Here is a 13,402-nt window from a genome sequence, read left to right on the forward strand (position 1 = left end):
AAATAATCGAATGCTCATTCATTCAATATATTTAAAGAAAGATGTATTACTATGATACTGTCAAAACTAAACTATAGGATTAAAGTTTAACTTCTCATTTCAATCATATGTTTGCTTAGTTTGTGAAATATTGCTGTTTTGTGGGATATACATATTAAACTCGAATCTTTTTTTGAGATTTGTATGACCTAATCCATTCTTTTTTTTGATCGTGATGTTTTTCAAATGTTAGTCTGATTTATGTTTAATGATAATTGTAAAACCAGATCTGTTAGGTGTCTTTTTAAAATCAGCAAGCATATGATTGAAATGAGAAAGTGTAATCTGTTCTTAAAGGATACCTTTCGTCAAATATTATTAAAATGAAAGATTTAAAATTAATAATTTCAGCTATTGTATTGGGAATTAATGCATTTGTATTCGCTCAACAGTCGGATGATAAACCCAATGTTATAGTTATAAATGCCGATGATCTTGGCTATGGCGATTTGAGCTGCTACGGTGCTACAAAAATCCATACTCCTCATATAGATAAACTAGCCAGTGAAGGGAAAATGTTTACCGATGCCCATTCGGCTTCTGCAGTATGTACACCATCTCGTTATGCTTTAATAACAGGTCAATATCCCATAAGAGGGAATGCTGGTAAAGGTATTTGGGGACCTGCACCGGTAACGTCTGAATTATTAATAAATCCAGAACAATTAACCATTGGTGATGTCTTTAAAAATAGTGGTTATGCCACTGCGGTTATAGGAAAATGGCATTTAGGTTTTGGAAAAGAAAAAAATAAATGGGACAACGCTTTAAGTCCAGGTCCTAATGATTTAGGATTTGATTATTACTATGGTGTGCCTGTTGTAAATAGTGCACCTCCCTATGTGTATGTAGAAAATGATCATGTGGTAGGAACAGACCCTAATGATCCTTTAGTTTATGTTGGTAGGGGAAAAAAAGAGTTGGTGACACCAATTACTCCAATTCCTGAAGAAGCTTCCGTAAGGAGTCCAAATATGTTTAGCGGAGCAACAGCAGCTCATCAATTGTATAACGATTATACTGTAGGCACTGTATTGGCTGGAAAAGCGGTTGATTGGATTACGGAAAAAACAGAAGCGAAAAATCAAGCCCCTTTCTTTTTATATTTGGCAACGACGCACATACATCATCCATTTACACCTGGAAAGAATTTTCAAGGAAAAAGTGATGCAGACCTTTATGGAGATTTTGTACAAGAATTGGATTGGATGGTAGGGGAAGTGTTGTCTGCTCTAGAAAAACAAGGGGTAACTGAAAACACTTTAGTGATTTTTACAAGTGATAATGGTGCTATGATGAACTTAGGAGGACGTAATGCCGTAAAGGCAGGACATAAAATTAATGGTAATTTGTTAGGTTTTAAGTTTGGAGTCTGGGAAGGTGGCCATCGTGTGCCTTTTATTGCAAAATGGCCAGGGAAAATTGCGCCGGGAACTTTGTCAGATCAGTTAATTTGTAATGTAGATATGTTGGCAACTTTTATGGTGTTAACAGGTCAGTCTCAGCATAATTTAGAGAATTCAGATAGTGTAAATGTGTTGCCAGCTTTAGTGGGAGATCCTAAAGAGAATATTAGAAAAGAGTTATTATTAGCTCCAAGAAGAGAGAGACATTTGTCTTTAAGAAAAGGAAAGTGGATGTATATTCCTGCTCAAGGTAGTGGTGGATTTACAGGTCATAAGCCTAAGCAGCATGCTTGGGGTGGTCCTGCAGCAGTTGCGTTAGTTGGTGGAGTGAATAGCGATTTAGAAAATGGACAAATAAAAGAAGATGCTCCTAAAGCACAGCTGTATAATTTAGAAGATGATAAATATCAAACTATAAATGTTTATGATGAATTCCCTGAAGTGGTCAAAGAAATGAAAGCTGCGTTAGAAGCATATAAACATTAGCATTAATATTAGTCTTGTACCGAAGATACATCTGTAAGGTTTTTAAGGAATTAGAAGTCTTACAAATGTATTTTAAAGTACGTCTGTATTGAATTGTACTTAATGCGCAGACCCTTTTAAGGGTTTAATAGGATTAAAAATCCAGTTTCTTATTAGATACGATTTGCAAACGTGACCTCCACTATATCCAAAATGGGTTTTGACTCATTATCAGTAGTATCTTTAATTTTAACTTCAAACTGAAAACCATATCCTTTAGGAAGACCTGACAGATCTAGCTGTGCTGGTACTTTTCCAATTTGCTTTGCAAAGCCTTTTATGTAATCATATTCTTCTTTGACTATTTGCCAATCACTCCATTGGTTAATTACACCATCGTTGTTTGTGTCTACTCCCAAGCGCACTTCTACTGTTTCAACCCATGGGCCAGGACTCGTGTAATCGAAATTTGTTTGCGTTAATAGATAAAACTGATTTTCAGCAAACATAATGTCAGGGTCAGGATGTCCTTGACCAATGTTACCACAAAAAGTAAACTTTTCATTAATATTATTAGAAGTAAACCAAGCCACACTCATATTCTTCTTCCCATGTTTTCCCGCTTGATCATAATCGCCAAATAAATAGTATTGCCCACCAATAGAAATAGAAGCCCAATCTCCGTAAGCACTTTGATCGGGTTCATGAATTTCATACTTCGCAAATGCAACCGTTTGACCCGCTTTTATTTTATGTTGTTTTACATCGACCTTAGCTATTTTTCCAGGATATTTATCTGGAGCTTCATTATGCCAGTGAGGGTGAGCATATTCGCCAAAATTACCAGTTGATTTTGTACGTTCATCTACAGGAGGATTTAAAATTTTAAAATCATTAAAACCATCAGCACTCACAGCGTGAATTGCTAAAGGGGAATCCCAAGAATGTGTAGAAGCATCTATCGGCGACCAATCTTCACCTATTATATGAAATTTCCCCTCTAAATCTCGAATGACAGCGCAATCTGAACCATCTGATGGATCTTTAAAAACCAATCCCATATTTTTTCCAGGAATACCATCCGTTAAGTCTTCATCTATATATAAATGTGGATCTTGATCATTTGGGAAATCGTAATACAAATACAACTTTCCATCAACATATTCTGCTGTGGTCACCCAACGTGAATTAGATTCTGATACAGCACCATGATGTACCCAATTTTTCATATCAGTACTTTGCCAAGCATGATATCCTCCTCTACTTGGTATTAATCCTCCTGGAGCATCAAATTGGTTTTTGAAAGGTGTTGTTTTTAACACCATGTCATAACCTTTTAGTATTGTATCCTTACTTTTAAAATGCTCATGCTTATTTTTGTCAATATGTCGTCCAAACATCCAATAATTTCCATCTCCTAACTGCAGTGCGACAGGAGCACCTCTTAAAGTTGCTGGTCCTGATTTAGAAACTGGCTCCCAATTTAACCATTCTGGAGATTGAGAAAAGGTGATGAACTTTGCTGAACGCTTATCGGGAAACCGTTTTATAATACTTTTAAAAGTAGCATTCGTACTGATTGGTTCTATTCTACCATTGCTCATATTTATATCGGTTTGGCTCTCTATATTTACTTGCCAGTCGTGCTGAGACTCAATAGTCCAACTACTTGATTCAGTAATAGACTGTTTTTTTTGAGCACATACACTGCTTATAAAGCCTATAGCCAATGCGGTTAATATGTATAGTGGTTTTTTCATTATTTAGTGTGTTTTATTTGCCATTTTCTACTTTTTAAATCCTATCGTTCCATACTCAAGGTAACTTCAATTTGAACGTTTTCGTTTGATAATTTCTAACCGCAGTTATGCTTATATTTTTACCACTATGAATATTCAAGTGTTTTTTGAAATCTGAGATATTTAGTATCTTTTCTTTATTTACAGCTTGTATAGTCCATTCTTCTGCTAAACCTGCTTTCAGGAAAACCTTCCCCTTTTTTTTATCAATAGATTTAATAAAACAGCCAAAATTATAACCTCCTGAGGCATCAATTAAATCAGGGTCATCAGCAATATCAACCATTACGGCACCAAGAATTTCTTCAGTGGCAGCCTTTTTATCAGTTTTGCTTTGGCCCATGCTGTACTTTCCATCGAGTAAAGTTTGATACCAACTTGGATATAATACATTTTCGACCTCTTTGAACACGGCTTTCTGCGTATAATCGATAGGATTGCCTTTACTATCAAAGGAGCGTGCTTTAATAGTTGATGATTTAGTTAAAATTATAGGGCCTGAGTAAATAGGAGAATCTATTGTTGGTTCCAAACCATCAAGAGTGTAATGTAAACTACCACCATCATTCATTCGAGCATCAGGTATTAGAGTGACCTGAACTTTTTCAGAAAAATCACCACCAAATGGTAAAATACGAGTCATCTGGTGCCCAAATTCATTCATCGAAAAATTGACAAAACCTAATTTGAGTGCTGGGGAATTATCTAATACGCTGTAGTCTCCATTTTCAGGGTCTTTAAATAAAGGTCTGGCAATTTTTGAATTTATATCATAACCTTTTGCTTGCCAAGCTTTCATATCATTTTTTTTAATCATATTGGGGTTCTCTTGGAAATTCACATTCCAATACAAATTATAGTCATAATTGTTACTCCATTTGAAATCTCTTGGCAAACGAATTGGTCGAGCAAATTCTGCTGTTGGCTCTCCTTTTCCAGGAATTGCCCCTGCAACAACAAAAATGTTTTTATAAACCTCATCAAATGATTGTTTTGGCCACACATGCCAACCCAATGGTACTGCACTTACGGTAATATTATTATAAACTTTTCTGTACATACCATCACGGAGCTTAATGGTTGAACCCAAGTTGAGGTTGTTGTAAATTTCGTAGTTAGAAGAACCATCATCTAAATCTATAGTCCAATTTCCTGCACTAATAGATTTTCGAAAATTGGCAATCCGATTGTTACGCAGAATCGTCACATCAATTGCATCTAATTTTGTATATGCATTTATGAAGTCTTTTGAAGTGCCTCCTCCACCAAGCCATTGTCGCTCACGACCCCATGAATTAAATGGACCATGTTCTCCAGTTTCACGCACAGTTTCCCATATATCACAATACTCAATAATGTGTCCTCCCCAAGTACCATCATTGATACATATACCTGCACGTGGACAATTGTAAATGGTATTATGCGAAACTCTTATTTTATGACTCATGGAAATATATACACCTGCTACTTGTTTACCAAAATCTCCAAAATCATGCATAATACTGTTTTCTACAATACAATTTTTAGGGTAGTCAGGTGATTTTGGACCAGGTTTCAAATCCATATTTTTACGCATGTCGTTCCAGTCTTTACCGTCAATTTCACGATCATCCCAAGTCTGATAAAAACGAACTGACGATGGTAAGCCAACAAAGCAAACAGGACTTTCTCCAATATGTACAAACCGACAATTTCTAATTGCATTGTCTCGATTGTAAGCACTCATAAACACACCATTACCTCCCAAGTATTCAAAGTTGCTATTTTCAATGGTGCAGTTTTCAGCGCCTTCTAAAAAAATAGCGCCTCCTCTATGAATGGCCCAATCGCCTCGAGCAACAGGTTCATAATCCTCCATAAATGTAAGTCTTGATTGGGAGAAGTTGATTCCTTTAATCGAAATGTGCTTTACTGGTTTTTCTGATGTTCCTTTTAGATGTATTAAATCTTTTAGAATAGGGACTTCAAAAGTTGATAGGTTAAAGTCTATTTCTGTCTTAGGATAAAAATACAGCTGACTAGTTTCCTTATCAAGAAACCATTCTCCTGGGGAGTCCAACTCTTCAAAGATATTTTCGATATAAAACAAAGACGATTTTTTACCTTCCCCTCCAATACCAAATCTTCGTTGCAATTGCCATCCTCCTTCATCAAGTATAATTTTACTGTTTTTATCATCTCTGTCTTTTATTCGGTATTGCATATTTCCCCAATTATGACTTTGGAACGCATGTACAATTCCGGTTTCAGGATGTTTCCATTCTTTTTTGCTAAATAACTTAGGGTTATAGTTAAACCATGAGTCATACCTTTTATTAGTCCCTCCCGTTACTTGTTGATACCCCTTTCCATCTCGCAATGGGTTTTGATAATCATAATTAGGGAATCGTGCACGTACCTGTCTTTCTTCGTTTACAAAAAGCTGGTCAAATTGAAGATCATGAGGGACCTGGGTTACATAAATTCCATCCTTATACTCCGTCCATTTTAAATCACGTAAAAGAATAGAACCTTTAATTTTAACATGTGCTCCAGGTATAGATGAAATTGTAAATGGATTTTCAGCGGTTCCAGAAAAAGAGGCATTTAGCAATAAAGTTTCTGAGAGGTAATAATTTCCTTCGCTCAACCAAATCGTAACAGGTTCTTTACCAATTAAGTGTTTTATATTAGAAAGAGCTCTTCCTACAGTGGCATAAGGCAAGTCTTTTGTTCCAGGATTTGTATCATTACCATTAGGTGAAACATACAACTCTTTGGAATAACCAACATAACTAGAAAACAAAAGTATTATGCATGACAGAAATAATCTCAATCGCGATGTCATCAGTGAATTTTCTTTTTTCATTTTATTCTTATTTTTTAGTAATGTATTTAATATCGTAGGCGAAAACAACCAAGATCATTATATCCTTGATCGTCAGTTAAAATGCTAATAAGATTTGGTTTATTAGTTTTAGGATAGCCTTTAATAAAAGACATTACAAAAGCTAGATAGGTACAAATACATATAACTAGATTTACTTTTTTTGTAAGTAACATAGAATCTTATTTTTTTATTTGTTCAACCTGTTTTACTGCTTTACTTGAATGTCTTTAAAAGGAGGTAATCTTTGGTCTGTTCCAACACTATTAACATCTCCTAATTCTTTTCTTACGCGTTCTGCTTCTTTCAGTAATTCTTCTACAATTTTTGGGTTTTTTCGAGAGACATCTTTTAATTCTCCCATATCGTGATCTAAATCAATTAAGATAGGTTGCTTTAATGTTTGTATACCTTTACATGGTAATGTTTTTAAAGCTTTACCATTAAATGGTTTTCCCATTTGTTTTTTAGACCAAAAAGGTTGGTCTTCTAACGTTCTTGGTAAATGTAGTTTCCAAGGTCCTTTTCTAACAGCTTGTAAATTAATACCGTTGTAATAATAGATAAATTCGTGAGGGGTTTTTCCTTTACCTGTTTCTAAGATAGTCGTAATATCTTTTCCATCAATAACTCTATCTGAAGGAACTTTTGCTCCTGCGAGGTTTGCAATCGTAGGATATAAGTCCATTGAAGATAATGAGGTATGATTGATACCTGTTGCAAATTTATCTTTGTATTTAATAATGGCAGGAATACGGAAACCACCTTCCATGGTTGTGTATTTTCCACCATTTAAAGGTCCCGCAGACCCTCCAAAATTACAAATGGCTGGTCCGTTATCTGATAAAAATATGATAATTGTATTTTCATCGTAACCATTCTCAGAAAGAAAGTTGGTGAATTTGCCAACATAATGATCTAATTCTTGTACATAATCTCCATAAGGGCCTCCTTTTGAAGATTTTTTAAAAGCATTACTCGGTAAAATAGGAGAGTGTACAGCGTTGTATGCTAAGTATAAAAAGAATGGTTTTTCTTTATTTGATTTCACAAACGCTATTGCTTCATCTGTATAGCTTTCTAAAAGGGTTTCGTAGGTTACTTTTTCGTTTACAACAGTTCTGTTTTTATATAGTTTTTTTAAGGCAGCGGATTTGCTATTCCAATTAGATTGTAGACCAAAAAATTCTTCAAACCCGTGATCCATAGGATGTGAGCCTTCCATAAATCCTAAATGCCATTTGCCAATACACATGGTTGAATACCCTGTTTGTTGAAGTGTAGAGGCTATAGTGATTTCTTCAGCGTCTAGTCCATAAGCACTGTGTTTGGTGCCAGTATGACGCGCAACAGGAAACCCATTTCGCATTGGATATCTACCCGTAAGCAGAGCTGCTCTCGATGGACTGCATACGGATGAAGGCACCTGAAAATCAGAAAATTTTAAACCTTCCTCAGCTAATTGATCAATATGTGGTGTATTTACATCTTGTGCACCATAGCTGCTTAAATCGCCATAACCCAAGTCATCGGCAAAAAGAATAACAATATTAGGGCGCTCTTGGGCATGTATACTTAAGAAAGAACACATAATTAGGAATACACTTATTTTATAAAACGGCTGCATACTTTTATTTAATTTGGCTAAAATTTTCATGGATTGATTTATGATTTAGATACTATTTTAGAAATAATTTAAAATTTCAACTAGCTCTAATAATTAATGTGATAGTTTCATTTTCTTGAATGGTTTTTTCTTTTTTGAATAACGGTTTTAAATGCATAGAACAATGTCATATTGTAAATTCTACGTTTTTAGTATTTCCCTGTCGTTGAATGTTCATTTTTCCTTATTCATACCATTAGCTTGAGGTGCTCCAAGTTTTTTTGTTAATGTTTTTTCTTTTTAGAAACCATATAATCTGTCGCTTCTAAAGATGTCATAGGATCCTTGTTTTTATCCATTTCAATTTCTAATAAATTAGTCATCTCAATTAATTTATCACTGTAATCTGGATGATTAGCCAAATCATGCATTTCTAACTGATCGTCTAAAAGGTTAAAAAGTTTTTTCTTCTTAATCTTTGGGTAAACTATTAATTTCCATTGGTCTTTAATAAGCATTCTTTGGGTTCCCATATAAGCACCAAAAATGGTTTCATAATTCTTTTTTGAGTTATTTTTCAGTAATGGCAATACACTTTTAAAAGCTACATAATCTGGTTTTTTAATGGCTGCCAAGTCTAATGATGTCGCCATAGCATCTTGAATATAAATAGGAGTCTCTATTTTTTTATCTGCTTTTATGCTTGGTCCTGTAATAATAAAAGGGGCTCGCATAGAATGCTCATACATGTTTTGTTTACCAACTAAACCATGATGTCCCACGGCTAAACCATGATCTGATGTAAAAATAATATAGGTATTATCTGCCTTTCCTGATTTTTCAAGTGCTTCTAAAATGCGACCAATTTGCGCATCCATATACGTAATACTAGCATAATATTCTTGTCTGTGTACCTTTATGGCATAGGGTGTTCTAGGAAATGGCGCTAACCGTTCATCTCTAATTTTTGGAACAGCTTTACCACCCATATCTGGATACAAATCCAAATAATTTTCAGGAAGTTTAATACGATCTAAAGTATAGTTTTCTACATATTCTTTTGGTGCTTGTCTAGGATCGTGTGGTGCATTAAAAGCCAAATACATAAAAAATGGGCTGTCCTCATTTTTGGCCTTCTCAATATATGCAATGCCATCATTTGCTAAAACTTCGCTCCAGTGTTTTCCTCCTTCCCAATAGCCTCCATGCTCTGTATCCCAAGGGTGCCAAGCTGTTTCTGGATTTTCATCTTTTATAGGTCTATTGTATGCCGTTTTGGTAGTTTTAGGCATGCCTTTTCTTATGTTTTTAGTGACATCAAATACGGAATCTACAGGAATTGGTACATGCCATTTTCCAGAGATGTAGGTGGTGTATCCTGCTTCAGACATCAATTCGGGCCAAGACTGTTGTGCTTTATTATTAACTTTAGTTACTGCGTTTTTAGCTTGCCATAGTGCTGCACCGCTTATCATCATAGATCTGCTAGCCATGCATACAGCTCCAGACCAGGCGCCTTGATTATAGGCGTGTGTAAACGTTGTACCACTTTTGGTTAACTTATCTAAGTTAGGGGTTTCTACAATGGTTTGTCCGTTGGCGCCTATGGTTTCAAAAGATTGATCATCTGAAAAAATAAATATAATGTTTGGTTTTTCTATTTGACCATAAACAAGGCCGCCCACCAAAAGCGCTACAAGATTGAGTATATATTTCATTTTTGTTAATTTTTAAAGGCAAAATTGGCTTGTGGCCATTGGCTTAATATCGCGTCATTTTGTTGAATGGCACCAGGTGTACTTCTACCGTCTCGTATATGTTTAATGAGTAGTTCTTTTAATTCTGTAACTTTCTCAGGAAATTTATTCGCCACATTATTTTCCTCTTTGATGTCATACTTTAAGTTGAATAGAATATTTTCGGGTAAATTCTCTTTATGTGTTTTAGTTTTTCCTGAAGCCATAATACCTGAATTTGGGGACACAATTAATTTCCAATCTCCTTTTCTAATGGCAAAGACACCGTACTTATCATGATGAATAGTGGCCTCTCGTAAATAGGTTCCTTCATTAGTTAATAAAGGCATCATACTAAAGCTGTCTTCAGCTTCATTAGCTTTAAATTTATACTGTAATAGATCTGCACACGTAGCCATAAAGTCGGTAGTACAAATTGTGGTAATAGAAACAGAATTGGGCTTAATTTTACCAGGCCATTTCACAAAAAATGGAACGCGATGACCTCCTTCTAAATAACTTCCTTTATAGCCACTATAAATATAGCTTGGATTGTGTTTTTTTTGTCTTAATGTTTTTAAATCGTTTGTGGTAGCATACCCATTATCGCTAGTAAAAACAACCATAGTATTATCCTCAATACCTTGTGCTTTTAGGGTGTGAAAAATAGTTCCCATTAAATCGTCAATCATAATTACAAAATCTGCATAAGGACTCTGTATTTCGCTTTGCCCTTTCCATGGTGCAATAGGTAATACAGGATTATGTGGTGAAGGCAAGGGGATGTACATAAAAAAAGGTTGCTCTTTGTTTGCATTTTCTTTTATAAATGCAATGGATTTTTCTACAACCGTTGGAAGAACGTCTTCGTGTTTAAAATCATCTGCTACGTCTCCCTTTATCCAACTGCTAAAAGGATATTCTTTTCTATTTCTTTCGGTCTTCTGGGTTGGAACCATAGTTGCCATATCATTTTCTATATAGACAAATGGTGGCATATTTAAGGATGCTGAAATTATATAGGAATAATCGAACCCCAAATCATTAGGTCCAAATTTTATGGGCTGACTATAATCGATGTCCTTAAAATTTAAACGATCTGTTCTTCCAGAATAATGATCAAACTCTGGACTATTATTTTTCATGCTCCAGTTTAAACCTAAATGCCATTTACCAATATTAGCTGTTTTGTACCCATTGTCTTTTAGCATTTGTGCAACGGTTAACTTGCCTTTCTGAATTAAACTAGGCGAGTTGCCCCAAGTCACAAATTCTTTTAGTGGTGTACGCCAATTGTAACGTCCTGTTAAAATACCATATCGTGTGGGTGTACAAACTGCAGAAGACGTATGCGCATCTGTAAACATCATACCTTCTTTACCCATTTGATCTAAATGTGGTGTTGGTATTTTACTGTTTTCATTATAGAGACTAATATCACCTATACCTAAATCGTCTGCCAATATGTATATAATATTTGGTTTCTGTGGTGTAGGTTGTTCCTCGGTCGTTTTTGGGTTAAAACTAGTAAGGACCAGAAAAGAGGTTACTAACAGCCCACTGATACTAAGAATTTGTATGGATTTAGTTTTCATAATTATTTTTTAAAGTGACTTCAATAACATAACCAAGGACATCTTTTGGTAGGTTTGTTATTGTAGTTTGAAGTCCGTTTTCATTTTGAGTATAACTAAGCGTCGTATCACTTCCTAAGCGTTTTACCTGTTCAATTTCTGCTTCGCCTTTTCTTAGTGATTTTATGAGTATGTCTCCGTCTGTATTAGACAGTGAAATAACATATACTTTATTTGCTTTGGTTGTAAACCAAAAGTCTTTAGATGTAAATTCTCTTTGGAAACCTTTAGAAGCTCTATGACCTGTACCATCTAATAACGTTTCTTCTTGGCCTTCATTAGGTGTTTTCCAGCGTGATGTGCCATAAACTGCTTCCGCATTTTGATGAACCCATTTGCCCATTGCTCGTAAATTTTGTGCACTTGTTTCTGGGACATGTCCTGTACCGTCAGGACCAATATTCAACAGATAGTTTCCGCCTTTAGAAAGGATGTCTACAAAATAATAGAGTAATTCTTTTGGGCTTTTCCAATCTTCATCATAGGACTTATAGCCCCAAGAATTGTTTGTAGTACCACAGGTTTCCCAATACTTTTCTAGTGTTTCAGATGCTGAAGGAATCTTGTTATCTCCAGCATCTAAGTAATCGCCAAAAGCATAGCCAACTCTTCGATTGACAAGTACGTTTGGATTGTTATCATAAACGAGTTTGTAAAATTGAAACGCTTGTTCTTCTGTTGTAAAACCTGTACCATCAAACCAGATTAAACGCAGTTCTGGAAGCATGGTTAAGAGTTCTTTTATCTGTGGATAGGCTTTATTTTGCAGATAGTCTTTATGTGTGTTATCGCTTGGATCCCATAAATTTTTACCTGAAGGGTGCGTATAAATTCCCAAAGAATCGTTTGTTTTTTTAATGTTTGCATAATTTCCATCGGTGCCATCCATCCAATCGTTTCCATGAGAATAGTAGACCCCAAAATCGATACCTTCTGCTAAACAGGCATCATATAGTTCCTTAATAATATCTGCTTTGTAAGGGGTGGCATCTACCATATTAAATTCAGAATAATTAGAATCAAATAATGCAAACCCGTCATGGTGTTTTGATGTTATAACAATGTATTTCATGCCAACATCTTTGGCGAGTTTTACTACATTTTGAGCAAAGGATTGGTCTGGGTTAAAGGTTTTTGCCAATTCGCGATATTCAGTTCTTGGAATTTGGAATGCATACATTAACCATTCTGCAACTTTTGGTCCTGGATGCGGTGCGTTATTAATTTTAGTGCCTTTCCACATACCGCCTGCTTGTGAGTACAATCCCCAATGAATAAACATCCCTAATTTGGCTTCTTTAAAACGATTAAGAGCTTCTTGTTTTTCCTTAGATTGGTGCATACTCAACCATTCTTGATGATATTTCCCTGAACCAATAGGTTGCTTAAAGTGCGGAATGAATCGTAGTCTTTTAAAATCGGCTTTGGTTGTAATAGAAAGGTGTTCCTTACCTGTATGTTGTAATGGCATTATGGTTTCGAATTCGGAAACAATTTCATTATTGTTAATGCGATAGTCGTTTAATAAAGACGTTTCAAATGATTGTTCGCCTAGTTTTAGTTTTACAGTTTCATTATTTTTAAAAGTAGCTTCGTTTGAAACCATTTGAAGCACATAATCAGAAGACTGGTTTACCTTAAAATCCCAAGAATACGTAGTGCCGTTTTGGTCTGCATTTGTTTTATCTAATACGACCCAATTATCGGTTTGATTAAAAGGTTCTACGCTTGTCGACGTAATACTTTTATTTGTATTATTACAAGACAGTAATACACTCAGCAGAGAGCATAAAACACTGTAGATTTTTAATTGCTTATAATATGGACGTAATTTTGGTATCATTTTATACG

7 protein-coding genes are annotated in these 13,402 nt (G+C 35.1%); 1 reads left to right on the top strand and 6 read right to left on the bottom strand.

The annotated features are described in order from the left end of the window. Positions 1 to 362 precede the first annotated feature (362 nt). The gene (locus HNV08_RS11635; RefSeq protein WP_173281501.1) at positions 363 to 1,931 is read left to right on the top strand and encodes a sulfatase family protein; all 1,569 of its coding nucleotides are present in this window, start codon (positions 363 to 365) and stop codon (positions 1,929 to 1,931) included. Positions 1,932 to 2,083: 152 nt separating this feature from the next. Here the strand turns inward: HNV08_RS11635 and HNV08_RS11640 are convergent, their stop codons facing one another. From HNV08_RS11640 to HNV08_RS11665, 6 genes are all read right to left on the bottom strand, one after another. Then, on the bottom strand, positions 2,084 to 3,670 hold the full coding sequence (locus tag HNV08_RS11640; protein ID WP_206677689.1) for a glycoside hydrolase family protein: 1,587 nt from the start codon (positions 3,668 to 3,670) through the stop codon (positions 2,084 to 2,086). Positions 3,671 to 3,725: 55 nt separating this feature from the next. Beyond that, on the bottom strand, positions 3,726 to 6,494 hold the full coding sequence (locus tag HNV08_RS11645; protein WP_173281502.1) for a chitobiase/beta-hexosaminidase C-terminal domain-containing protein: 2,769 nt from the start codon (positions 6,492 to 6,494) through the stop codon (positions 3,726 to 3,728). A 289-nt stretch (positions 6,495 to 6,783) separates the two neighbouring features. Further along, positions 6,784 to 8,232 (bottom strand): sulfatase family protein, encoded by a 1,449-nt coding sequence (locus HNV08_RS11650; protein ID WP_206677690.1) that lies wholly within the window; start codon positions 8,230 to 8,232, stop codon positions 6,784 to 6,786. A gap of 233 nt (positions 8,233 to 8,465) precedes the next feature. Next, positions 8,466 to 9,899: a sulfatase-like hydrolase/transferase gene (locus HNV08_RS11655; RefSeq protein ID WP_173281503.1), complete on the bottom strand. Its 1,434-nt coding sequence runs from the start codon at positions 9,897 to 9,899 to the stop codon at positions 8,466 to 8,468. Between the two features lie 5 nt (positions 9,900 to 9,904). Continuing rightward, positions 9,905 to 11,512 (bottom strand): sulfatase family protein, encoded by a 1,608-nt coding sequence (locus HNV08_RS11660; protein ID WP_173281504.1) that lies wholly within the window; start codon positions 11,510 to 11,512, stop codon positions 9,905 to 9,907. Further along, a complete protein-coding gene (locus tag HNV08_RS11665; protein ID WP_173281505.1) occupies positions 11,502 to 13,394 on the bottom strand; it encodes an alpha-L-fucosidase in 1,893 nt (630 codons plus the stop codon). The genes HNV08_RS11660 and HNV08_RS11665 overlap by 11 nt, the downstream gene beginning before the upstream one ends. Positions 13,395 to 13,402: the final 8 nt, after the last annotated feature.

This window comes from Winogradskyella eckloniae (assembly GCF_013249045.1).
In the GTDB taxonomy this organism is placed as follows: Bacteria; Bacteroidota; Bacteroidia; order Flavobacteriales; family Flavobacteriaceae; genus Winogradskyella; species Winogradskyella eckloniae.